Annotated in this window: 17 protein-coding genes and 5 tRNA genes; 14 read left to right on the forward strand and 8 right to left on the reverse strand. The window is 65.1% G+C overall.

Features of this window, described 5'->3' with window-relative positions; translation table 11 throughout:
- Positions 1–59: 59 nt before the first annotated feature.
- The 5 genes from GM672_RS08140 to GM672_RS08160 form a co-directional block, all read right to left on the reverse strand.
- A complete protein-coding gene (locus GM672_RS08140; RefSeq protein WP_155470032.1) occupies positions 60–200 on the reverse strand; it encodes a hypothetical protein in 141 nt (46 codons plus the stop codon).
- A gap of 201 nt (positions 201–401) precedes the next feature.
- Positions 402–1,133 carry a DUF6683 family protein gene (locus tag GM672_RS08145; RefSeq protein ID WP_155470033.1) on the reverse strand — a complete coding sequence of 244 codons (732 nt, stop codon included), beginning with the start codon at positions 1,131–1,133 and terminating at the stop codon, positions 402–404.
- 367 nt (positions 1,134–1,500) lie between these two features.
- On the reverse strand, positions 1,501–2,310 hold the full coding sequence (locus GM672_RS08150) for a YkgJ family cysteine cluster protein (protein WP_155470034.1): 810 nt from the start codon (positions 2,308–2,310) through the stop codon (positions 1,501–1,503).
- Between the two features lie 370 nt (positions 2,311–2,680).
- The gene (locus GM672_RS08155; protein WP_155470035.1) at positions 2,681–4,999 is read right to left on the reverse strand and encodes a DOMON domain-containing protein; all 2,319 of its coding nucleotides are present in this window, start codon (positions 4,997–4,999) and stop codon (positions 2,681–2,683) included.
- 89 nt (positions 5,000–5,088) lie between these two features.
- Positions 5,089–7,308, reverse strand: a complete 2,220-nt coding sequence (locus tag GM672_RS08160) for a bifunctional SulP family inorganic anion transporter/carbonic anhydrase (protein WP_155470036.1) — start codon at positions 7,306–7,308, stop codon at positions 5,089–5,091.
- A gap of 785 nt (positions 7,309–8,093) precedes the next feature.
- Here GM672_RS08160 and GM672_RS08165 point away from each other — a divergent pair.
- The 4 genes from GM672_RS08165 (at position 8,094) to GM672_RS08180 (ending at position 11,053) form a co-directional block, all read left to right on the forward strand.
- Positions 8,094–8,447: a GntR family transcriptional regulator gene (locus tag GM672_RS08165; protein ID WP_155470037.1), complete on the forward strand. Its 354-nt coding sequence runs from the start codon at positions 8,094–8,096 to the stop codon at positions 8,445–8,447.
- Positions 8,444–9,301, forward strand: coding sequence for an ABC transporter ATP-binding protein (locus GM672_RS08170; RefSeq protein WP_155470038.1), 858 nt, complete (start codon positions 8,444–8,446; stop codon positions 9,299–9,301). Before GM672_RS08165 ends, GM672_RS08170 begins: the two co-directional genes overlap by 4 nt.
- On the forward strand, positions 9,298–10,275 hold the full coding sequence (locus GM672_RS08175; RefSeq protein WP_155470039.1) for a hypothetical protein: 978 nt from the start codon (positions 9,298–9,300) through the stop codon (positions 10,273–10,275). The genes GM672_RS08170 and GM672_RS08175 overlap by 4 nt, the downstream gene beginning before the upstream one ends.
- A 241-nt stretch (positions 10,276–10,516) precedes the next feature.
- The gene (locus tag GM672_RS08180; protein ID WP_155470040.1) at positions 10,517–11,053 is read left to right on the forward strand and encodes a cyanophycin synthetase family protein; all 537 of its coding nucleotides are present in this window, start codon (positions 10,517–10,519) and stop codon (positions 11,051–11,053) included.
- On the opposite strand, the gene GM672_RS08185 is transcribed toward GM672_RS08180, so the two are convergent.
- From GM672_RS08185 to rnr, 3 genes are all read right to left on the reverse strand, one after another.
- The gene (locus GM672_RS08185) at positions 11,034–11,717 is read right to left on the reverse strand and encodes a YceH family protein (protein ID WP_155470041.1); all 684 of its coding nucleotides are present in this window, start codon (positions 11,715–11,717) and stop codon (positions 11,034–11,036) included. The genes GM672_RS08180 and GM672_RS08185 overlap by 20 nt on opposite strands.
- A gap of 352 nt (positions 11,718–12,069) precedes the next feature.
- Positions 12,070–12,816: a 23S rRNA (guanosine(2251)-2'-O)-methyltransferase RlmB gene (rlmB, locus tag GM672_RS08190; RefSeq protein ID WP_155470042.1), complete on the reverse strand. Its 747-nt coding sequence runs from the start codon at positions 12,814–12,816 to the stop codon at positions 12,070–12,072.
- Between the two features lie 132 nt (positions 12,817–12,948).
- A complete protein-coding gene (gene rnr, locus GM672_RS08195) occupies positions 12,949–15,540 on the reverse strand; it encodes a ribonuclease R (protein WP_155470043.1) in 2,592 nt (863 codons plus the stop codon).
- Between the two features lie 337 nt (positions 15,541–15,877).
- Between rnr and GM672_RS08200 the strand changes: the two genes are divergently transcribed.
- From GM672_RS08200 to GM672_RS08245, 10 genes are all read left to right on the forward strand, one after another.
- Positions 15,878–15,962, forward strand: a tRNA-Leu gene (locus GM672_RS08200).
- A gap of 113 nt (positions 15,963–16,075) precedes the next feature.
- Positions 16,076–16,160: transfer RNA gene (locus GM672_RS08205), tRNA-Leu, on the forward strand.
- A 78-nt stretch (positions 16,161–16,238) separates the two neighbouring features.
- Positions 16,239–16,323 (forward strand) — tRNA-Leu (locus GM672_RS08210).
- A gap of 226 nt (positions 16,324–16,549) precedes the next feature.
- Positions 16,550–17,638, forward strand: a complete 1,089-nt coding sequence (locus GM672_RS08215; protein WP_155470044.1) for an NF038122 family metalloprotease — start codon at positions 16,550–16,552, stop codon at positions 17,636–17,638.
- A 77-nt stretch (positions 17,639–17,715) separates the two neighbouring features.
- Positions 17,716–17,800 (forward strand) — tRNA-Leu (locus tag GM672_RS08220).
- A gap of 31 nt (positions 17,801–17,831) precedes the next feature.
- Positions 17,832–17,916 (forward strand) — tRNA-Leu (locus GM672_RS08225).
- A gap of 154 nt (positions 17,917–18,070) precedes the next feature.
- The gene (locus GM672_RS08230; protein WP_155470045.1) at positions 18,071–20,293 is read left to right on the forward strand and encodes an ATP-binding protein; all 2,223 of its coding nucleotides are present in this window, start codon (positions 18,071–18,073) and stop codon (positions 20,291–20,293) included.
- Positions 20,290–20,517, forward strand: a complete 228-nt coding sequence (locus GM672_RS08235; RefSeq protein WP_155470046.1) for a hypothetical protein — start codon at positions 20,290–20,292, stop codon at positions 20,515–20,517. The genes GM672_RS08230 and GM672_RS08235 overlap by 4 nt, the downstream gene beginning before the upstream one ends.
- 80 nt (positions 20,518–20,597) lie before the next feature.
- On the forward strand, positions 20,598–21,164 hold the full coding sequence (locus GM672_RS08240) for a phasin family protein (RefSeq protein ID WP_155470047.1): 567 nt from the start codon (positions 20,598–20,600) through the stop codon (positions 21,162–21,164).
- A gap of 165 nt (positions 21,165–21,329) precedes the next feature.
- On the forward strand, positions 21,330–22,991 hold the full coding sequence (locus tag GM672_RS08245) for a VRR-NUC domain-containing protein (RefSeq protein WP_155470048.1): 1,662 nt from the start codon (positions 21,330–21,332) through the stop codon (positions 22,989–22,991).
- The last annotated feature ends 4 nt before the right edge of the window (positions 22,992–22,995 follow it).

The raw sequence follows: 22,995 nt of genomic DNA on the forward strand, positions 1-22,995 counted from the left end.
AAAACGATGTCTGACACGTCGGCGTGATATGCCGGCTGCCGGCCACGCCGGCATGTCGTTCAGCTGGGCGCAGGCGTGGGCAGCGGTGAGGCAGGCCACGGTGATTCACTGGAAACGTCGTTATCGGTCGTGCCGGACAGGCAGGCGGCGAACCAGACGATGGCGTGCTGTACTTCGGGCTTGTGCTGTGGTTCGCTCACTGCGCTGTCCTGCCGGGGTAAGGGAGAGCGTCATGGTGCGTTGCAGCGAGACATAAGTCCAATCGTCAATCCGAATCCTATGCATCAGGAAAAATGATATCAGAATATGGCTCGGGTCGCTGACCGGGCCGCAGCCGTCCAGGGAAGGCCGCCCCGGGTCTCAAACCCGAGTGGCACTTCGCCTGGGATGTCATTGCTGGTTCAGCGCAGCACCAGTCCGGTCTTGGTAAGCTGCACCCGATCGGCGTCGGTCTTGAGGAGCTGCTCGAGGTAGCTCTTGGCGGCGCGCTGCAGGTTGCGCGCCACCTGCGCATCGGGTCGTTGCTTCAACCCATCGCGCGTGAGCGCCATGTAGGTTCCCAGGATGGCCATCTGCTCGTAGAGTTCCTGCTTCTGCGCGTCGGAGGTGTGCGCGAAGGCACCGTTGCTGGCCAGCGCCAGGCGCATTTGATTTACCAAGGCCTGGAAGTTCTGGTCGGGGAAGTCGACGTCGCGGTAGGCCATGTAACTACCCGCTATAAACGCCGCCACCGCACCGCCCACATCATTGCGTGGAATGCCGAACTGCGCCTCGATCTTGCGATAGCCCGAGAGCAGCTCCTTGAACAGCGCCTCCACCCTGGCCCGCTGGCCGGGAGGATAGGACGCCACGAGAGCGCGGGCTGGCGGCACGCCGGGAACGGCGGCGAAGGACACCGGCCGCGGCAGCCGGCCTTTTGCCGCGCCGTCATTGGAGCGGCCCAACGACTGCTCCACCGACTCGCCGAAGATCGTCTTGTGGCTCTTTTCCAGCCGGCCCATCATGGAAGGGATGGCCATCTGGTTGGCGAATGTTCCGGCGTCCATCATGAAGGGCGTATCGGCCAAGGCGACCTGCCACACGAGCAGGCCGCCCGCCAATCCGATCCCGAACCGCACGATGTTCCCATACATACGAAACCTCCTTGAACGACGAAAAGGCCCCTCTGCCGGGGTTGCAGGCGGAAGCGGAGCGGAATCCTGGCAAACCATTGCGGCCACCGACGCCACGCAATTCTTCGCATTGATCGACTTTCGCGTGCGAAAGTGCGCTGGTCCGTCTCAGTTCAGCTCAATCGCCACGAGTTAGCTGGACACTCGTGAGCCGTTCAGAATGCCTTCGCTCGAACGCTACTGGCGAAAGCCTGTCATTCAATCCATGACGGGCTCCGGCGTGCGCCATACCGCCAGAAACCTGGCCGTATCCGCGGCTGCACCACTTCGCCGGCGCCGCCCCGGGACCGGGCAGTGCTGTTCGTGCAGCCGCGGGGGCAGCTCGGTTTCATACATGTCGATGGCGCCGGCGCTGCGCGGGTCCAGCCGCCGGTTCAGCTGCAGCTCGCCCATGATGAGGCCCCGCTGCGAAACGCGGCTTTTCCGTTTCAGCAGACTCTGCCTTCACTGCAGGTACACCATCGAATTGATCCATGGCGGCCATGATGGCTTCGACGATCCCGGTATCGGAACTGTTTGCACTACTGCCAGGCTCCATCAGCTTATGAAACACCGTGTACACCTTCAATGCTGTCAGCGCCAGCTGCACCGGATTAAGCGGCAGGACCTGCGGCGGAAACAGCTTGGCATTCTGCTTGAGGAACATGGCCGCTGCGCGTACTGCTTCATGCTCCAGGCGATTTGCATCGCCGGCATATGTGAAACGCCAGGCCTTTGCCTGCGCGGAAATTCCAGCCTGCACTTTTTCGTCGAGCGTGATTCCAGTTGCGGCAAAAATGCGGCAGTCGTAATCACGGCAGGTCTGGGGCCGATCTTCATAGATGGAGCATCTGTCATCGACCAGCATGGGACAGCGCCCCTTATCGTCGTACCCCATCAGGCGATGCCCCTTGGCAAGGCCTGGCACAGGAAACAATAATTGCTTGGGAATCCGGTTCAAGCTGCGGATTTCATCGGCTCTGATGTGAATAAACATCGACGAACGGCAGCATGCATTGCATTCGTTGCAGGGAACATCGGCGCCGATATCGCGCGCCTGCTGTGCGCTGCGTGTATGCTGCAACCATTGTGAAAATTCGCCGGCCGACGCTTCCGGCAGCGCCCGCGATTTCTTTATTGCAATACGTCTTTCATTCATATCATAATGATTTTGGCAGGAATAAGCCTGATCCGACAGAATATTCGACGTATATGCCTGTGCCGGTCAGGCAAACGACCGCCCGCAGGGAAAACCCTGCCAGATAATGCGTGGAGTTTATAGAAATTTAATTCTCTGTCAAGGCGCCGAGCGCACCCACTTTATACTGATTTCCCGCAGCTAAACTACGGGCGTCTTGGAGAGAAAACCAGAGCAATAACATGGGGGCCGCCTTAATTCATTGCACGGCGCAGTCGAAGAACAGAACCGAAGGGACAGTGCAATGTCTGGACACCAGCTCCCGAACGTCGTGGCGCCCCGGTGTCCACCGCGACGGTGGACACCCCGCCCATGAGCTGGGATCGGCCGATCAACTCTCCCATTGCAACTTCACCGTCACCACCCGGCTGTTCCCCGGCAGCGCGCCATTGGCGTCGGACGTGGCTCCCACCGACAGCGACCGCCCATGCCGGGGAATATGCCGGTACAGCAGCGAGCGGTGCCGCTGCCGTTCCTGCCCTGGCTCCAACCCCGCGAACCAGGGCCAGTTGCCGCTCTCCGCCCCCGGCAGGTCGCCGGCCAGGCGGCTGGACGACGTATTCTGCACGATGGCCCGCAGCGAGTCGCGCGCCGTGGCGTGCAGCGTGCCGACCCAGCGCCAGCCGTAGTCACGATAGTCCTGGCGCGAGCGGTGTCGCACCCACGAGCGGTTCCACCGGTGGTCCGATTCCAGGCTCCAGCCCCCCGGCAGGGGCAGGCGCAGGCTCGCTTGCGCCTCCAGGGTGCCGCCGCGGCCCACGGCATCGGCGTCGACGTCGAGCTGGCGGCCCACCGTCAGCTCGCCGGCCAGCTTGACGAGCCATGGGAAGGGCGAACTCTCCACGCCGATGTAGACGACGGGCGTGCGGTGCAGCCGGCCGCCCGGACCGGCCCGCTGGTGGTCGATGCCGAGATCGGCCCACAGCCGGGTCTGGCGCGGGCCATACAGCCAGAAACCGGGCCGTATCCACCGTTGCACCACTTCGCCGGCGCCGCCCCAGGGACCGTGCAAGGTGCGCTGTTCGTGGATGCCCAGGTGCAGTTCGGTTTCATACGTGTCGATGGCGCCGAAACTGCGCGGACCCAGCCGGCGGTTCACCTGCAGCTCGCCCTTGACGAGGCCCCGCTGCGGCACGAAGCCGTTGTCGTTGACGAAGTTCGCCGTGATGGCTTCCAGCTGCAAGGCATTGGCCCAGTCTCGTGTCAGCCAGTCCGCCTTGGCCCAGGCGTGGGCGCCCTGCTCGCCGGCGCCCCGGCTTGGAACGCCACTGTCGGCGAAACGGGCCGTGTTCTGCGAGCCCATCAGCGACCATGCGACCTGGACTGTACCGCCGCTGCCGGCCTCCCCGCGCCATTGCCCGTCGACGCCTGCCACGGTGTCGCGCCCGCCGTCGCCATAATCGCGCGCGGCCAGGAAGGCGCCCGTGACGGTGCTGTCACCGTGCAGCCGGCCCCGCAGCAGGGCGACGGTGCTGCGCGCCGTGTTGACATACTCGTCGGTGGCATACGGGCTGCCGCGCAGCACGACGCCGCCCGGGTCGTCACCGGCCGTCAGGGCCGTGGCGTCGCTGGCGGCACCCCGGAACGTGGCGCGGGCGCCCCAGGCGGGGTCGGCGATGGCGCGCGAATAGAAGGCGGGCAGGCGCATGCCCAGCACGTCCGAGCTTTCCAGGAAGAAGGCGCGCTTCTCCGGCAGGCTCAGTGCAATGTCCGTGGTGCCGGCACTGGTGGGTTCGTCGATCTCCACCTGGGAGAAATCGGGATTCAGGGTGGCATTGAAGACCCAGTCCGCGCGCGGGCGGGCCACGATGTCCAGGCCCAGGTTGGTGTCGCGTGCCTTGCCTTCCGGTCCGCGGCTGCGCCGCGTCGTCAGTTCCGGGCGGAAGGACCAGAAGCCCTGGTCGCGCACGGCCGGCAGGATGCCGTCGAGATTGTTGATCTCGTCCATCTCGGCAATGAAGCTGAGGGCATTCTTGTCCAGCGGGCTGGAGAGCAGCAGCATGCCGCCCGCGCCCGGCACGGAGCGCTCCACCATCAGCCGCCACGGCTTGGCCGCGCCGTGGGGAAAGCGCAGGCTCGACAGGGGCCAGCGCAGCTCGATGCTGTAGCCGTCGTCCAGTCGCCGTACGGCGCTTTCGACGGGGAAATCCGGCCCCAGGTCTTCCTCGTCCTCGTCGGCCCGGTAGATGCCGTCGCCCTGCACACCCGCCACGTTGACACGCACGAACTGGGCGGAGCGGCCGTGGCCCGTGGGGTCGATCCAGATGCCGACATAGTCCTGGTCGCGTGCCACCTTGTCGCGGCGGGCCAGGGTGCCCAGCGGGGTCTCACCGGGCGGGTGCCACGCGCGGATCGCGAACACGAGCGCCTGCCGGTCCATGAAGACACGCACTTGCGTGCGGTAGCCGTCGGGCGCCAGCAAACCGTCCTCGGGCTGATACTGGTAGAAGCGGGAAACGGCCGCTGCGCTGGCCCAGGCGCTGTCGTCCAGCAGACCGTCGATGACGGGCGGCGGCATGCCCTCGACGATGCCGGCGGCAATGCCGTCATGGCCCGGCAGGCGTTGGGCCGGTTCGGCCGCGACGTGCGGCACCAGGGCGATCAGGCTGTAGAGGGCAAGGCGGCGCAGGACGCGAGTGGCAAGGGACAACGAAGGGCTCCAGGGTGGGTCGGGAAAACCAGGCGCATCTTATCCTCTTGATAATACGCTGGCAATCCCGACCGCCCTCCCCTCCGCCCTTATGCCGCCAGTCCCGGACGGGGCGCCAGGTAGCGGTCGAAGCTGTCCGGCGTTACCAGCTCGCCGAACTCGACCGAACGGTGGGCGATATCGTGGTAGGCCCCCACCAGGCCCATTTCGCCCCGCTCGATGCAGCCGCGCAGGTAGGCGCTGCTTTGCAGGATCTCGGCCAGCGAGTTCTCGACATTGCGGCGCGTCACCTGTTCCAGCAGGTGCTTGTCCGTCGTGCCCACGTGCGGCACCGAGCATTGGCACTGGCGGATGGCCGTCTGGATCTTGCCCGTGATGGCGCCGATGCTGTGGGCATGCTCGTTCTTCAGGGCCAGGCCGATGGCACCGCAGCTGGAATGGCCTTTCACGACGATCAGCTTGGCACCGAGCTTATGGGCGATTTCCAGGCTGCCGACGATCTCCTTGCTGATCACGTTGCCGGCAATGCGAATCGTCAGCAGGTCGCCCAGGCCGGCATCGAAGATGATTTCCGGCGACGTGCGCGAGTCGATGCAGTTGACCACCACGGCCATCGGATGCTGGCCGCCGGCCGTCGCATCGGCCTGGTGCAGGTAGTATTTCTTGATCCACCGCCCCGCCTTGAAGCGTTCATTGCCATCGCGCAGCAGCTGCAAGACGTCCTCGGGCGAGAGCCGGGTCTGGGTTTCCTTGTCCAGCGCCGTGACGAACTGGATCGGGTCGCTCAACTGGTATTTGTCGCGCAGGCCGACGATATTCAACTGCACCTTGCGCTCGGCCGCCACGACGCGGTAATCCTGGATGGTTTCGAGCACGTCATGGTCGATGAAATCGGCATTGCTGGCATCGATCAGCACCTTCGCACCTTCGGGAATATCCCACAGGGCCGTCTTGATGGTGGCCTTGTTCAGGAACGATACCTGGTTCGGCAATTCCATCTTGATGACGTCCCCGATGTGCAGGCGGTACTGCTCGATCGAATAGGGATTGCGGAAATTGCTGCGCATCAGGTAGAACAGGCTGGTGCCCAGGCCGATCAGCACACCCATCAGCAGGTCCGTCATGACAATGGCGGCGACGGTGACGGCAAACGGCACGAACTGCGACCAGCCCTTGCCGAACATGTCGCGGAACAGCGAGACCTTGGCCAGCTTGTAGCCCGTCATGATCAGGATGGCGGCCAGCGCCGACAGGGGAATCAGGTTCAGGAGCGGGCTCAGTACCAGCACGCTGGCCAGCAGCAACAGGCCGTGGAACACGGCCGAGGCCTTGGTGCGGTTGCCGCTGTGGATATTGACGGAACTGCGCACGATGACGGACGTCACCGGCAGGCCGCCCAGCAGGCCGGCAAAGATATTGCCGACGCCCTGGGCCACCAGCTCGCGGTTCGGCGGGCTTTCGCGCTTGTGCGGATCGAGCTTGTCCACCGCCTCCACGTTGAGCAGCGTTTCCAGCGACGCCACGATGGCGATCGTCACGGCGACGACCCATACGTCGCTGTTGGCGAAATGCTGCCAGTCGGGCAGGCGCAGATAGGAACCGAGATTGGCCGTGTCCAGCGGTGGAATATCGACCAGGTGGCTCTGTCCAATTGCCAGTTGCGGCACGTATTGGCCGAACAGGATATTCAGCAGAATCCCCAACGCCACGACAAACAAGGGCGCAGGCAGCAGCTTGATTTTACTCAAGGGTGTTTTATCCCAGTACAACAGTATCAGCATCGACAAGGCCGCGATAACGACGGCGCCCGGCGTGATGAATTCGAAAGCGTTCAATATACTGGAGAATGTATTTTCTCCGTTGGCTTGGGCGAATGAAAAATCGTCCGCCGCCTTCGGATCGTAGCCGATCGCGTGGGGAATCTGCTTCAGAATCAACAGCACGCCGATCGCGGCCAGCAAACCCTTGATGACATTCGACGGTACGTAATTGGCGATGAAGCCGGCGCGAAATACGCCCATTGCCAATTGCAGGAAACCGGCGATCAGCGTGGCCACCAGCAGGACTTCGAAGGCGCCCAGTTTCGTGATCGAAGCCAGCACCACGGCGGCCAGTCCGGCGGCCGGGCCGCTGACACTGGTGTGGGAGCCGCTGAGCAGGCCTACGACAACGCCGCCGATGATGCCCGAGATAATCCCCGAGAACAGGGGCGCGCCGGAAGCCAGTGCAATGCCCAGGCATAAAGGCAGGGCAACGAGGAAGACGACGATGCCGGCCGGCAGGTCATGTTTAAGTTGGTTGAGTGTCATGATAGTTCGTGGCCAATAAGGTTTGGATTAAGTTATCAGTCACGCGCCACGGGGCCTCCGGAGGATAACCGGAATTGCATAGGCGTGTACGGGATCGGCCGATGTGAGATCACCTTGTCATAACTGGGGTCAGCACCCGCCGGTTACCGTTTGAATGGAACATCGCCATCGTATATCACCGCGGCGCGGCAACATAAGCTGCAAATGCTATCAGGAACGGTTACCGGAACGGAATCGGCGAAATCAATATAACACGCTGTTTTGGCGAGACAAACACATTGCAATATTACGTTACAATAGCTTCAATGAAACACGCATTTCAATGCGGACAAGGCTGTTTCCTTTTATTAGTCTTATCAAAACCGTCTGTGCATACGTATTAACCGCACCAAGACGTCATTATCCCGATAATATATAACCGTTATTCACTTTAAATATATCTCCGCTTTTACGGCGACCCGGATTTCGATCGCCTTTAATGGCGGGGCGTATTGCCAGCAGCTCATCCAGCTGGACTTTCCAACAGGAAACCTTCGTAAACACTTTGTTTTCGTTTCCGTGTGCCTACCACGTCACCGCGGCAGAGATGCCCGCCGTGGCGCCCGGTGCACCCAAACCCCATCACTAGCCGATTGCAAGCGTTGCGAAGATGCCGCATTGGCGCGCCTACCTGTCAGAGTTGACAGGTTCGGGGCCCAGGAAAAATCCCTTGCGCAGCGATTTTTTACTGTTATAGTTCACTACAACACCAGTTACATAAATCACCGACACTGGAGGAACCATGTATGTGGAATGACAAGACGCCGATCTACCGCCAGCTCAAGGAGCGCGTGATCGGCATGATGCTCGACGGCGCGCTGAAAGCCGGCGACCCCCTGCCCTCGGTACGGCAGGTGGCGGCCGACTTCCAGCTCAACCCGATCACCGTCTCCCGCGCGTATCAGGAGCTGGTGGACGAAACCTTGGTGGAAAAACGGAGGGGGATAGGCATGTATGTGACGCAAGGAGCTGTGGAAAAACTGCTGGCCAGCGAGCGCGAGCGCTTTGTGCGCGAGGAATGGCCTGCCATGGTGGAACGCATCCGCCGGCTGGGACTGGACCCGGAACAGCTGCTGCGGGCGGCCGGGGGTGCCGCATGAGCGCCGTCATTACTGCCCGCGACCTGCGCAAGCGCTACGGCAAGCGCGTCGCGCTGGACGGCACCAGCTTCGAGATCCAGCCGGGCCGCATCGTCGGCCTGATCGGACCGAACGGGTCCGGCAAGACCACCACCCTGAAAGCCATCCTGGGCCTGTGCCGCTTCGACGGCGAACTGTCCGTGCTGGGCATGGACCCACGCAAGCAGCGCGATGCCCTGATGAACGACGTCTGCTTCATCGCCGACGTCGCCATCCTGCCGCGCTGGCTGAAGGTCAAGGACGCCATCGACTTCGTGGCGGGGGTGCACCCCCGCTTCGACCGCGACAAGGCCGAGCGCTACCTGGCCAACACCAAGCTGACGCCCAACCTGCGCGTGAAGGCCATGTCGAAGGGCATGATCGTGCAGCTGCACCTGGCGCTGGTGATGGCCATCGACGCCAAGCTGCTGGTGCTGGACGAGCCCACCCTGGGCCTGGACATCATGTACCGCAAGCAGTTCTACCAGCACTTGCTGGAGGACTATTTCGACGAACACAAGACCATCGTCATCACCACGCACCAGATCGAGGAAGTGGAGCACATCCTGACGGACCTGCTGTTCATCCGCGACGGGCGCATCACCCTGGCCGCGTCGATGGACGAGATCGGCGAGCGCTACACGGAGGTGATGGTCGAACCCCAACAGGCCGCCGCAGCCAATGCGCTGCAGCCGATGACGCAGCGCACCGTGTTCGGCAAGCCCGTCATGTTGTTCGACGGCGTGCCGCGCCAGCAGCTGCAAAACCTTGGCGAACTGCGCACGCCCAGCGTGGCCGACCTGTTCGTCGCAAGCATGAAAGGGAGCTACGAATGAAAACGATGCAATGGCTGATCCGGCGCGAATACTGGGAAAACAAGGGTTCGCTGGTGGTGGTGCCGCTGGTGCTGGCGGCGCTGATGATCGTGTTCACGGCCGTCATGGCGCTGAAGGGCCAGAACGCCACGTTCAGCATCAATACGCCCGACGGCACCGTGTCCAGCGCCGACGTGCTGATGGGCGTGCGCCAGCAGCGCGTCGTCGCCGAGGTGATGGCGACGGCCTACCCCCTGGTGGCCGCGCCCCTGTACCTGGCGATGGCCTTCACCGTGTTCTTCTACTGCATGAACAGCCTGTATGGCGAACGGCGCGACCGCAGCCTGCTGTTCTGGAAGTCGCTGCCCGTGTCGGACACTGCCACCGTGCTGTCGAAGGCGGCGCTGGCCCTGCTGCTGATTCCCCTGGGCACCCTGGCGCTGGCCCTGGCGACTGCCCTTGTCATCACGACGATCGGGCTGGCCGTGCTGGCCGTGAACGGGCCGAACCTGATGCCTCAGCTGCTGGGCTCGGGCCAGCTGTGGCTGACGGCGTTGAAACTGGTTTCGCTGCTGCCCGTGTACATGCTGTGGGCACTGCCGACCGTGGGCTGGCTGCTGATGGTATCGAGCTGGGCCCGCTCGAAAGTGTTCCTATGGGCCGTCGGCACGCCGCTGATCACGGCGGCGCTGCTGGCCTGGGCCAACAAGATGGGCGGATTGGCCATCGATGTCGAGTGGCTGTTCCAGAACGTCATCAGCCGCCTCTTGATCAGCGTCGTGCCGGGGTCGTGGTTCAGTGTCGACACGCTGCACGTCGCCGTAGAGAACGCGGGACGGGCGACGCGGCACAACGATCCCTCGGGCGTGCTCGACGCCATCTATACGCAATCGTGGGCCGCGTTGGGCACGCCGCACTTGTGGCTGGGCGTGCTGGCGGGGGTCATGATGATCGGCGTGGCGATCTGGATGCGGCAGCGCCGTGAGGAAGTTTGAGGAGCCGCTGATTTGTTCGCGGAGGCGAACTTGCGTTGAAAAGAGCGCTGTCCGCTCCCGCCCGCCCGCGTGAAACCGACGCCTCTCCAGCTCATCAGTGTAAGGTTTTTCTTACACGGCTGTTCGGAATACACCGATGGGCGAGTAGGAAGAAGCTTGGGATAATGTCGCCATTCAGCCAGCGCCAGTTCCGCTACCCGTGGAACTCGCGTTGGCGACTTATTTGAAGGGTGGCAATACGATGCAAATAGTCGACCAACGTTATCTGGACAGCGCCAACCGCTACAGTACGGAACCTTGCCTGCTGAGCATTCTCGACCTGGGCGAGGCGACGCCCGCCTGCCCTGCCACGATGGAGGAACTGCGCGAGCGCCTGGCCAAGGTGCTGCCGGGCCTGCGCCGCGGCCGCAGCCTGATCGGGATCGTCGGCGACGAAATCGTGCCGGAGGAGCCGGATTCGCCCTGCCAGGGCATCGCACTGGCGCGCCTGATCCAGAGCGTGGCGATCGAGCTGCACCGCCTGACGGGCGACGAAGTGATGGTAGGCTTTGTCGGCAGGGTGCCGAAGATGCAGGGGCGCTACCGGCTGATCCTGCCGTTCCGCTGCGGCACCGTGGCGAACGCGGCCCTGACCCTGGCCATCGGCCTGATCGACGCGCTGCTGCGCGACGTGCCCTACGACCTGGAAGCGGGCCTGGCCGAACTGCGCGCCATCGCGGCCGCAAACCAGCCCGACCCGGGCCCGACGCCGACGCCGTCTATTCGAATTGCCGCTTGAATACTTCGAACTGCTCCGCCAGCGCCGCATAGTCGGCGCGCAACTGCTGCACTTCCAGTTCCAGCTGCGCCACGCGGTCGCCACGTGATGCGCCCCCAGGCGCCACGGAGGCCGTTCCATAGCCGGCCTCTTCCCGCACCAGCGATTCCTCGCCGCCCAGCAACTGGCCGTAGCGGGGCTCCTTCGTGCCTGGCGCCAGTGCCAGCTTCGCCACGAGCGGCGGATATTTATCGATCAGGAACTGCAGCACCGTTTCTACGTCCGGCACGGACTTGAATTCATGCAGCCGGCCCGTGCGCGTGCGGATTTCGCCGGCGGTCTGGTGGCCGCGCAGCATCAGCACCGTCAGCACGGCCAGCTTGTCCTGCTCCAGGGTCCACTTGATGCGCATGCGGTGCTCGTACTTCGTCACGCGCGCGCCCGCCGCCGTCACGGCATTGACGAGGCGGCGCTCGGCCAGGCGTGCCAGCACGTCGGCCACCGTGTCTTCCGAGATTTGCATCACGGGATCGCGGCTGGACAGCTGGTTGCAGCCGTTCGTAATGGCGTTCAGCGACATCGGGTAATTGTCCGGCGTCAGTGCTTCCTTTTCGGCCAGCACGGCCAGCACGCGGACCTCGAACGGGTCCAGCACATCGGACGCTGCGCTTGCGGCTTCGGTCATCTTGGTTCCTTCATGTTCGGCGATGACACATTATCGGCGATGCCATGCTCTTCCAGCAATGCCGCCAGGCGTACCAGCGTACCGGCCAAGGATCGGCGCGGTTCGGCATGACACCGCAGGCCGCGCGAGAATGAGGCGCCGCTTGCGCATCCTTGCTGGCGATGCGGGCCACGTAGCTGGCGCGGCGGCCCGGCCATTGCAGGCGGGGGCCGTGCGTTCGACGATGCTGCGGATATCCTGGTGCAGCGGGCGGAACCTGGCTGCTCCCACGAGCTGGTTTGTTGCCCGAAAAATGGGGTCTGTCCCCATTTTTCGAGCAATGTTGCCGTGAAACAGGGGACTGTCCCCGGTTTCAGCCTTCCTTGGCGATGCGCTGGCGGCGCGCTTCGTACAGGCAGACGCCCGACGCGACGGAGACGTTCAGGCTTTCGACGGAGCCGAACATGGGGATGCTGACCAGCATGTCGCACGTTTCGCGCGTCAGGCGGCGCATGCCCTCGCCTTCCGAGCCCATCACCAGCGCCGTCGGGCCCGTGAAGTCGGCATCGTACAGGCCTTTTTCGCCGTCGTCGGACGTGCCGATCAGCCAGATGTCGCGCTCCTTCAATTCGCGCAGGGTGCGCGCCAGGTTCGTCACCGTGATGTACGGCACGGTTTCGGCCGCGCCCGATGCGACCTTGGCGGCCGTGGCGTTCAGGCCGACGGCGCGGTCCTTCGGCACGATCACGGCGTGGGCGCCGACACCGTCGGCCACGCGCAGGCAGGCGCCCAGGTTGTGCGGGTCGGTGATGCCGTCCAGCACCAGCAGCAGCGGCGGGCCGTCGATGGCGTCGAGCAGCTCGTCGAGGTTGCGGACCAGCGCCAGTTGCGAGGCGAAGGCGATGACGCCCTGGTGGCGGCGGGTGCCGACGATCTTGTCGAGGCGGGCCGAATCGACCGGCATCACGCGCACGCCGAGCGACTTGGCATTGGCGATCAGGTCTTTCATGCGACGGTCGTCGCGGGTGGCGTCGACGAAGATCTCCTCCACGGAAGCAGCTTCGTGGCGCAGGCGCGAGGTCACGGCATGGAAGCCGAAAATCATTTTATTCTTGGACATGGGACGGTTTCTGCTGGTTTGCTGAAGATTTTGCTGACTGAGCCGGAAAATGCGGCCCACAAGTAAAGCGCCGCGGATCGACCGCGGCGCCCTTTGCGACTATTTTACGTTACTGCCGATGCCAGGGGCGCATCAGCGTTTTTTCTTGCCCTTGGCGGCACCGCCCGCGCGGGGCGAAGCGGCCGTGGCCGTCTTGCTGCGCTTGGCCGGTGCCGTGGCCTTCGACTTCGGCTTGGCGCCGCTCGTGTCGAAGCCCTTGCCGGCGGCCGGTTCGGCCGGATAGCGCACCGTGATGCTGGGCCCGGCGGCGGGCTGCTCGGCCCGGGCGCCACCCTTGCCGGCGCCCTTGTCGTTGCGCTCGCCGTTGCGGCCACCACCACCACCACCACGACGCGAGCGGCGCGGTGCGTCGCCTTCCGTCGCCACTTCGTCGTCGAAGGTGGCGCGACCACGGCCCTTCTTCGACGGCGGCGCGCCGGCGGCCATGCCGGCCGTTTCGCTTTCCGGCAGGCGCAGGTCGATCTTGCGCGATTCCAGGTCGACCCGCACCACCTGCACGGTGACGCGGTCCGTCAGCTGGTAGCGCTTGCCGGTGCGCTCGCCGCGCAGTTCATGGCGGGCATCGTCGTACTGGAAGTAGTCGGCGCCCAGGTCCGTCACGTGTACCAGGCCCTCGACGAACAGCTGGTCGAGCTGGACGAAGATGCCGAAGGTGGTGACGCCGACGATGATGCCGGAGAATTCCTCGCCCAGCTTGTCCTGCATGAAGTAGCACTTCAGCCAGGCTTCGACGTCGCGCGACGCTTCGTCGGCGCGGCGTTCGTTGGCCGAGCAGTGCACGCCCAGCGCGTCCCACACGGTCAGGTCGCGGGCCTGCTTCGGTTCCTTGCCCTCGGCCTTGTCCTTGACCTGCTGGCGGCGGGTGGCGTTCGAGATCGTCGTGTTCAGCACGCTCTTGTCTGCCACCTTCGGCTCGTACTTCTTGCCTTGCAGGATGGCCTTGATGGCGCGGTGCGTCAGCAGGTCGGGATAGCGGCGGATCGGGCTGGTGAAGTGGGCATAGGCCTCGTACGCCAGGCCGAAGTGGCCGATGTTGTCGGGGCTGTAGACTGCCTGCTGCATCGAACGCAGCAGCATGGTCTGCAGCAGGTTCGCGTCCGGCCGTTCCTTGATCTTCTTCATCAGCTCGGCGTAGTCGCGCGCGGCCGGCGTATCGCCGCCGCCCAGCGACAGGCCCACCTGCTTCAGGAACTCGCGCACCTGGGTCAGCTTTTCCTTGGTGGGCGCGGCGTGGATGCGGTAGGTGCCGGGGTGCTTGTGGCGCAGCAGCAGGTCGGCCGCGCACACATTGGCGGCCAGCATGCATTCCTCGATCAGCTTGTGGGCGTCGTTGCGCGAGCGGGGCACGATCTTCTCGATCTTGCCGGCCGGGTTGCAGACGATATACGTCTCCGTCGTCTCGAAGTCGATCGCGCCCCGTTCCAGGCGCGCCTTCAAGAGCGCCTGGTAGACGGCGTACAGGTCCTGCAGATGCGGCACGATATACGGCTTCTTCGCCGCTTCCGGCCCCTTCGTGTTGCCCAGGATGGCGGCCACTTCCGTGTAGGTCATGCGCGCGGCCGAATGGATCACGGCCGGATAGAACTGGTAGGCCTTGATTTCGCCTTCGGCCGTGATGACGGCATCGCACACGAGGGTCAGGCGGTCGACGGCGGGGTTCAGCGAGCACAGGCCGTTCGACAGTTTTTCCGGCAGCATCGGGATGACCCGGCGCGGGAAGTAGACCGACGTGCTGCGCTCCAGCGCATCCGCATCGAGGGCGTCGTTCGGCTTGACGTAGTGGCTCACGTCGGCGATGGCGACGATCAGGCGGAAGCCCTTGGCACGGCCGATCTTGACGGGCTCGCAGTAGACGGCATCGTCGAAGTCGCGGGCATCTTCGCCGTCGATGGTCACGAGGGGCACGTCGCGCAGGTCGACCCGCTCGCCCCAGTCGGCTTCGCGCACGACGTCGGGCAGCTTGCCGGCCTGCTTGACGGCGGCATCCGAGAAGATGTGCGGCACGCCGAACTTGCGCACGGCGATCTCGATTTCCATGCCGGGGTCGTCCATGTCGCCCAGCACTTCGACGATGCGGCCGACCGGCTGCTTGAAGCGGCCCGGCTGCTCCGTCAGTTCGACGCTGACGATCTGGCCGCTCTTGGCCTTGCCGGGCGAACCGGCCAGCAGGATGTCCTGGCCGATGCGCTTGTCCTCGGGTGCGACGATCCACACGCCGTTATCCTTCAGCAGGCGGCCGATGATATGGGTGTTGCCCCGCTCGACCACTTCGACGATCGACCCTTCGGGCCGGCCGCGCCGGTCGAAGCCCGTGACCTTGGCGAGCACCTTGTCGCCATGCAGGACCTTCTGCATTTCCCGCTCGGTCAGGAACAGGTCGTCGCCCGGTTCGTCGGGAATGACGAAGCCGAAGCCGTCGCGGTGTGCGCTGACCCGCCCGGCCACGAAGCCGGAATGGTCGGCCAGCACGTAGAAACCGCTGCTGTCCGACCGGATCTGGCCGTCGCGCTCCATGGCGGACAGGCGCCGCGTCAGCACGGCATGGGATTCGGCTTGCACTTCGAGCGACATGGCAAGCGTACGCAGGTCGAGCGGTGCATTCGCGCTACGGAAGAGAGCGAGGATTTCCTCGCGGCTGGGGATGGTATGGGCTGTCTGGTTCAAAACTTGTTCTTTGATCTTATTGTCAGGTGTTGGTTTGAATGGTGGCACGGCTAGTGTACCGGAGGTCAGGCTGTTTGCCTAACGGCGCGCCAATCGTGGCGCCCGTGCGGCACGGGTCGGCACATGCGGGAAATGGCCCGTCGAATGCCGTTGGAAATACGCTCCTGGATTGCCCTTTGACATTCAAAAATATTGCTCTATAATCTCGTCTCTCGCAGCGATGCGGGAGCAGCAAAGATGGTGAAGCACGGAGCGGATGTGCAGTGTGGAATGAAAGTTCATCTGGCGCAAAACTCTTCGTGGCACTATAATAGCAGAAGCAAGTAGCAACATCAGTGCCCACGTGGCGGAATTGGTAGACGCGCATGGTTCAGGTCCATGTGCCGCAAGGTGTGGGGGTTCGAGTCCCTCCGTGGGCACCACTCTACCGGATACGCGTTGCAGCCTTCGGGCTGGATCGCAGGAAGCGCCGCACGCCGTTGCCCGGCTCGCGGCGTTTTTGTTTTAGTGTGAAGCAGTAAGTTGTGCAAGCATTGCCCACGTGGCGGAATTGGTAGACGCGCATGGTTCAGGTCCATGTGCCGCAAGGTGTGGGGGTTCGAGTCCCTCCGTGGGCACCACCCGGCTTTCCCGGGTCCGCAGTCAGTAGTTTGTAGCTCGTTTCAGCGTTGTCAGCAGTTGTTGTTAGCAGCATCAGTGCCCACGTGGCGGAATTGGTAGACGCGCATGGTTCAGGTCCATGTGCCGCAAGGTGTGGGGGTTCGAGTCCCTCCGTGGGCACCACTCTACCGGATACGCGGCCCAGCCGCAGGGAACGCCGCACATCTTCACGGATGTGCGGCGTTTTTCGTTGGCGCTGTCATCTGGCGGTCCCGACCGTCGGACTCCTTGACAGTCGCGCCTGCTTTCGCCCGCATCCCATGCAGGAACGGACTCTCTCCCAGCGATAGAACGGCTGTGCATGCTTTTTGCGTGCTGGGCTTGCGTACAACATCCACGGGAGCCTGACATGAAGACCTTTCTCAGCGCCATGACCTTGGCGGCAGCGGCCGCCGGCAACGCCCTGGCGGCACCGACCTTCAATTTTTCCTTTATCCCCGGCACGTCGTTGCAGGCGCAGCAAGGCTTTATCGACGCGGCGGCGCGCTGGTCCAGCCTGCTGGACGACAATGTCACCGTCAACCTGACCGTCGGCTTCAATCCCCTCGACCCGGGCATCCTGGGCCAGGCCCAGTCGGCCCGGCAGCTGTACAGCTACAGCACTTTCCGCGACGCCCTGGCGGCGGACGCCACTTCGACCTTCGACACCACGGCCGTGGCCCACCTGCCCTCCGGCAGCAGCTTCAATATGCTGCTGAACCGCACGGCCAACAATCCGAACGGGCCGGGCAGCAGCGCGCCCTACATCGACAGCGATGGCGACGCCAACAATTCCTTCGTGCGCATCGCCACGGCCGAGGCCAAGGCGCTGGGCCTGGCGGTCACGCCGCCGCAGGTGGATGGCTGCATCGGCAGCTGCGACGGCTTCATCCAGTTCAGCAGCAACTACGCCTTCGACTTCAACCCGCACGACGGCGTCGATGCCGATGCCTTCGATTTCGTCGGCGTGGCCGCCCACGAGATCGGCCATTCGCTGGGCTTTCTCAGCGGCGTCGATATCCTCGACTTCAACTCGACCCCGCCGGACATCTACGACGACGACGAATTCACGTATGTAACGGGGCTCGACATGTTCCGCTACTCCGGCGCCAGCGCCGCCGAAGGCGTCATCGACTGGACGGCCGACGGGCGCGACAAGTACTTCTCCCTCGATGGCGGCGCCACCGTCGGCCCGCAGTTTTCCACCGGCGCGCTCTACGGCGACGGGCGCCAGGCCAGCCACTGGAAAGACGACCTGTTCATCGGCCTGATGGACCCCACGGCGGGCATGGGCGAGGTACTGCGCATCAGCCCGAACGACCTGGTGGCAATGGACGCCATCGGCTGGGACGTGCCGGCCATTCCGGAGCCGTCGTCGATGGCGATGCTGGCAGCGGGCCTGCTGCTGCTGGGTGGGCAGGCCCGAAAAGCGGGCGCATTTCGCAAAAGCACAAAATGACGGTTGACCGATCCGGTCCGGTACATTAAGATGCGTGCCTTCTGTTGCTGAACAACGCAACGGAACTGAAAGACAGGGCCCACGTGGCGGAATTGGTAGACGCGCATGGTTCAGGTCCATGTGCCGCAAGGTGTGGGGGTTCGAGTCCCTCCGTGGGCACCAAGTCCTGTCTTTTGGAGTAATGAGTTGCAGTGCCCACGTGGCGGAATTGGTAGACGCGCATGGTTCAGGTCCATGTGCCGCAAGGTGTGGGGGTTCGAGTCCCTCCGTGGGCACCACTCTACCGGACACGCAGAGAACGCCGCAAGCTTTCAGGAGCTTGCGGCGTTTTTTCATTGGGCGCGCCGCCCGCATTCGCTCCCGTTCCCAAGCGCGTCGCGCCTCCACGGCGCCTTGGTCTACACTGGGCCATCGGCAACGAACGGACATGCCATGACGCAGTTGAACCTCCCCGCCGCACTGCGGACGATCCTTATCGTCAGCGCGGCGGAACACGCGGCGCTGGCGCAGGCGCTGGCCCGGCAGGAATTGCAGGTGAAGGTCGTCCACCGCGGCGACAGCGCACTGCAGGCGCTCGACCACGGCGGCATCGCGATGGTGCTGCTCGATGCGGCGCTGGCCGGCAGCGCCCGGCTCGAGCTGTGCACCCGCCTCGTGCAGGCCGATCCCGCCCGCGTGCTGCCCGTGCTGATCCTGTCGGCGGCCCCGTCGGACGAGGAACGCGCGCGCGCGCTGGAGGCCGGCGCGGCCGGCTACATCCGCCTGCCCTGCGACAGCGCCGACATCGTCGAAAAAGTGCTGGTCGAACTGACAGTGCGCCATGCCTGGCCCGGTCCCGCCAGCGCTGTCCCCGCGGGGCCGGCCCTGCCGGACATGCGCACCCTGGAAGTGAACTACCACACGCTGCTGGCCGGCTCGCCCGACGCCATCATGCTGTTCGACGCGGCGCGCGGCACGCCGGTGGACGTCAACCGCAATGCCGAGCGCCTGTTCGGCCGCGACAGCACGGAGCTGATGCACCTGCGCCTGACGGACCTGTGCCCGCCGTTCCAGCCCGATGGCGTGCCCTCCTCCGAAGCCGTCGAGGGCCTGCTGCACAAGGTGCTGGGCGGCGAGGTACGGGTCTTCCCGATGACCTTCCAGCACAGCAGCGGACGCCATGTCGATTGCGAGATCCGCCTCGTCATGCTGGAAAAGGACGGCATGCGTCTGCTGCACATGCGCCTGGTCGACGTGACGGGCCAGCGCATGGCCGAAGCCCTGCGCGCCGGCCAGAACGCGCTGCTGGAAATGGTGGCGCGGGGCGCGCCGCTGGACGCCATCCTGGACCGCCTGCTGCGCCTGGTGGAAGCGCAGGCGCCGGGGCTGTTCAGCACCGTGCTGCTGCTGGACGAAGACGGCGTGACGATCCGCGCCGGCGCCGCCCCCAGCCTGCCGGCCGACTTCATGGCCGCGCTCGATGGCCTGAAGATCGGTCCCGATGTCGGCTCCTGCGGGACCGCCATGTTCCGGCGCGAGGCCGTGGTGGCGGCCGACATCCAGCGCGACCCGCTGTGGGAAGACTACCGCGAGCTGGCGGCCAGCCAGGGCCTGCGGGCCTGCTGGGCCATGCCGATCATGCGCGACGAGCACACGGTACTGGGCTCGTTCGCCATCTACTACCGCGACCCGCGCCTGCCTCGCGCCGAGGACGAACGGCTGATCCACGTGGCCGTGCACCTGGCAGGCATCGCCATCGAACGCACCCGCCGTGAGGCCGAACTGGAACGCCACCGGAGCCACCTGGAGGAACTGGTGGCCGCGCGCACGGCCGAACTGCGCCGCGCCAAGGAACAGGCCGAACAGGCCAATGCGGAGCTGGCCGCCGCGCTGGACAACCTGCGCATGACGCAGGACGAACTGGTCAGGCGCGACAAGCTGGCCGCGCTGGGCGCGCTGGTGGCCGGCGTGGCCCACGAACTCAATACGCCGATCGGCAACAGCCTGACGGTGGCCAGCGCCATGGCCGAACGGGTGGCCGCGCTGCGCCAGCGCGTGCAGTCGGGGCTGCGACGCGCCGAGCTGGAAAGCTACCTGGAGCAGGCCGACGAGGCCGACGGCGTCGTGGTGCGCAACCTGGCCCGGGCGGCGCGCCTGATTACCAGCTTCAAGCAGGTCGCCGTCGACGCGGCCAGCTCGCAGCGGCGCCAGTTCCGCCTCGACGAATTCATCGCCGAACTGGTGCTGCCCCTGCATGCGGCCACGCCGCAGCCGCGCCCCACGGTGCAGCAGCGCATCGCCCCGGGCCTCGTGATGGACAGCTATCCCGGCCCGCTGGGCCAGGCCATCTCGGCCCTGTTCGAGAACGCCGTCATGCACGGCCTGGCCGAACGCCATGACGGTACGGCGGGCGTCATCACCCTGGCCGCCCAAGCGCAGGATGGCGGCGACATCGCCCTGTCCGTGACCGACAACGGCGCCGGCATCGCGTCCGAGCACCTGAGCCGGGTGTATGATCCCTTCTTCACGACGCGCCCCGGCGCGGGCGGCTCGGGCCTCGGGCTGCACGTGACGCACAATATCGTCACGGGCGTGCTGGGCGGGCGCATCGCCGTGCGCAGCGCGCCCGGCCAAGGCACCACCTTTACCATGACCCTGCCCGCGATCGCGCCATGACGACCTCTGCCCTGCCCCGCCTGCTCGCTGCCGCCCTCGTGTGCGGGTTCCTCCTGCTCGCCCTGCTGCCCGCCGCCCACGCCGCGCCGGCACCGTGGTGGCTGTGGGAGAGCGTCACGTCGGGCGACAAGGTGTGCTCCCAGACGCCACTGGGCAAGGGCTGGCGCAAGCTGCTGGGACCCTATCGGGATTCCCGTTGCGAGAAACCCTTCCGTACCAGATAATGAATCCATAACAACAAGATCCGCCAAGGGTCGTGCCTGCTGAATCATCCTGAAGTCCCATCTTTTTCGGAGGAAGACACATGTTTCAGAACCCAGAGCAGTTTGCCCAAGCCACCAAAGCCCTGTTCGAATTCCAGCTCGAGACCTTCAATTCGCTGACCAGCAAGGCTGTGCAGGGCCTGGAGCAGGTCGTCCAGCTCAATATCAACACGGCCCGCAGCGGCATCGAAGACAGCCTGGCGCGCGGCCGCGAGATCAGCCAGGCCGCCGATCCGAAGCTGGCCATGGCGGCTGCCAGCGCCAAGATGCAGAACCTGACCAACCTGGTCGGCTACAACCAGCAGCTGAGCCAGATCATCTCCGAAATCCACAACGAATTCACCCGCGCCGCCGATGCCCACCTGGCCGAGGCCAAGAGCAACCTGTCTGCCCTGATCTACGACGTGACGAAGAACGTGCGTCCCGGTTCCGAAAACGCCGTCGAAATCGTCAAGGCCGCCATCGACAATGCCTTCAAGGGCTACGAGCAGGTAACCACAGCCACGCGGCAGGCCGTCGCCGCCTTCGAGGAACAGCTGGCCAGGGCAGCCCAGATGGCGGACCAGAAAGCCGCGGCCGGCGAAGCGGCCGAGCCGACCAAGCACTAAGCCTGCCAGCCTTACCCCGGCGCAAAAACGCTGGGCAAGCGGCGGCGAACGCGATAGACTGTATATAAATACAGTTCCGCGCTCGCCGCCGCTTTTGTTTTTGCCCTTGCCGCTCCCCTGCTTATTCTGCCTACCCTGCCTCCTCCGCTCGACCGCCGCCCGTCCATGAGACCCGTACTGGAAAACCCGCTGTACTACCTGGACAACTTCCACCGGGTGCTGGCCTGGATCGGTGAACGCTACAGCGACCTGCTGGACGACGAAGAGCAAGGCTTCCTGGCCCGCTTCCCCACCCTGCCGCAAAATGCCCGTGCCCTGTTCGTGCGCATGGTGATGCGCAAGGGCCGGCTGTTCCGCGCCAGCAAGCTGGCCTACGACGAAATCGGTTGCCCCCGCGCGGCGGCCGCGCCGCTGGCGGAGCTGGGCTGGCTGGAAGCGGATCCCGCTGTCACGCCCGACGAGCTGTTCGACCTGTTGCTCAAGGCCGAGCTGGCGCAGGTGCTGGCCCGGCTGTGCCCCGATGCCGCGCCGGCCCGTGCGGCCCGCAAGGGCGAGTTGCTGGACGCCCTGCGTGCGGCCCGGGCCCAGGCACAGCAGGTGTCGCAGTGGTGGCCCGATGGCGAAGATGCGGTCTGGCACATCGCCGCCCAGCCCCTGTGCGACCGCTTGCGCCTGATCTTCTTCGGCAATTACCACCAGGACTGGACGGAATTCGTGCTGTCCGACCTGGGCGTGTTCCGCTTCGAAAAAGTTGACTTCGCCGACTCGGCCCGGGCCTTCCGCACCCGCCGCGACATCGATGAGTATCTGGCCCTGCATGCCTGCCGCGAGCGTTTCGGCGCCGGCGAGGACCCGCTGGCCGTGCTGGCCGACGTGCCGCCGGCCAGCAGCGACAACGAATGGCTGTGCGGGCGCCGCCACAAGCTGCTGTTCCAGATGGGACAGCAGATGGAAAAGCTGCGCGACTGGCCCGGCGCATTGGCCGTCTACGGCGATTGCGGCTGGCCCGGCGCACGCGCCCGCATCATCCGTGTGCTGGAAAAGGACGAGCAGCATGGCCCGGCGTGGGAACTGCTGCAGCGGGCCCAGGCGGCGCCTGAAAGCGAGGCGGAACGCCAGCAACTGCTGCGCATCGCGCCCCGGCTGGCGCGCCGGCTGGGCCACCCGGTCGGCGCCACGCGGCGCGCCGCCGTGGACCGGCTCGACCTGTGCCTGCCGCTGCCGGGCCCCGACTGGTGGGTCGAGGGCGTCGTGCGCGACCACCTCGCCAGTGCCGAGGCGCCCGTGTTCTATGTCGAGAACACCCTGATCAACTCCCTGTTCGGGCTGTTGTGCTGGGATGCCATCTTCGCCGCCGTGCCGGGCGCCTTCTTCCACCCCTTCCACCACGGCCCGGCGGACCTGCACAGCGCCGACTTCGGCCGCCGCCGCGCCGACCGTTTCGCCGCCTGCTTCGCCCGGCTGGGGGACGGCAGCTACCGCGACGCGATCCGCGCCAACCGGCGCGCCAAGGAAGGCATCTCGTCGCCGTTCGTGCACTGGGGCGCGCTGGACGACGACCTGCTGGAACTGGCGCTGGACTGCATCCCGGCGCCGCACCTGCTGGCCGCGTTCCAGCGTATCCTGGCCGACATCAAGGAGAACCGCACGGGTTTCCCGGACCTGATCCGCTTCTGGCCGGCCGAGCGCCGCTACCAGATGATCGAAGTGAAGGGCCCGGGCGACCGGCTGCAGGACAACCAGCTGCGCTGGATCGACTACTGCGCGCGACACCGGATGCCCGTGTCGGTGTGCTACCTGCAGTGGCAGGAATCCGTACAGGCATGAGCGC

Origin of the sequence: Pseudoduganella buxea (genome assembly GCF_009720835.1) — a bacterium.
Taxonomy (GTDB): Bacteria; Pseudomonadota; Gammaproteobacteria; order Burkholderiales; family Burkholderiaceae_D; genus Rugamonas; species Rugamonas buxea.

Excerpts from the sequence above, each read along its gene's own strand:
- GM672_RS08145 (WP_155470033.1), bottom strand. The coding sequence starts at position 1,133 with ATGTATGGGAACATCGTGCGGTTCGGGATCGGATTGGCGGGCGGCCTG.
- GM672_RS08150 (WP_155470034.1), bottom strand. The coding sequence starts at position 2,310 with ATGAATGAAAGACGTATTGCAATAAAGAAATCGCGGGCGCTGCCGGAA.
- GM672_RS08160 (WP_155470036.1), bottom strand. The coding sequence starts at position 7,308 with ATGACACTCAACCAACTTAAACATGACCTGCCGGCCGGCATCGTCGTC.
- GM672_RS08165 (WP_155470037.1), top strand. The coding sequence starts at position 8,094 with ATGTGGAATGACAAGACGCCGATCTACCGCCAGCTCAAGGAGCGCGTG.
- GM672_RS08170 (WP_155470038.1), top strand. The coding sequence starts at position 8,444 with ATGAGCGCCGTCATTACTGCCCGCGACCTGCGCAAGCGCTACGGCAAG.
- GM672_RS08175 (WP_155470039.1), top strand. The coding sequence starts at position 9,298 with ATGAAAACGATGCAATGGCTGATCCGGCGCGAATACTGGGAAAACAAG.
- GM672_RS08180 (WP_155470040.1), top strand. The coding sequence starts at position 10,517 with ATGCAAATAGTCGACCAACGTTATCTGGACAGCGCCAACCGCTACAGT.
- GM672_RS08185 (WP_155470041.1), bottom strand. The coding sequence starts at position 11,717 with ATGACCGAAGCCGCAAGCGCAGCGTCCGATGTGCTGGACCCGTTCGAG.
- rlmB (WP_155470042.1), bottom strand. The coding sequence starts at position 12,816 with ATGTCCAAGAATAAAATGATTTTCGGCTTCCATGCCGTGACCTCGCGC.
- GM672_RS08215 (WP_155470044.1), top strand. The coding sequence starts at position 16,550 with ATGAAGACCTTTCTCAGCGCCATGACCTTGGCGGCAGCGGCCGCCGGC.
- GM672_RS08230 (WP_155470045.1), top strand. The coding sequence starts at position 18,071 with ATGACGCAGTTGAACCTCCCCGCCGCACTGCGGACGATCCTTATCGTC.
- GM672_RS08235 (WP_155470046.1), top strand. The coding sequence starts at position 20,290 with ATGACGACCTCTGCCCTGCCCCGCCTGCTCGCTGCCGCCCTCGTGTGC.
- GM672_RS08240 (WP_155470047.1), top strand. The coding sequence starts at position 20,598 with ATGTTTCAGAACCCAGAGCAGTTTGCCCAAGCCACCAAAGCCCTGTTC.
- GM672_RS08245 (WP_155470048.1), top strand. The coding sequence starts at position 21,330 with ATGAGACCCGTACTGGAAAACCCGCTGTACTACCTGGACAACTTCCAC.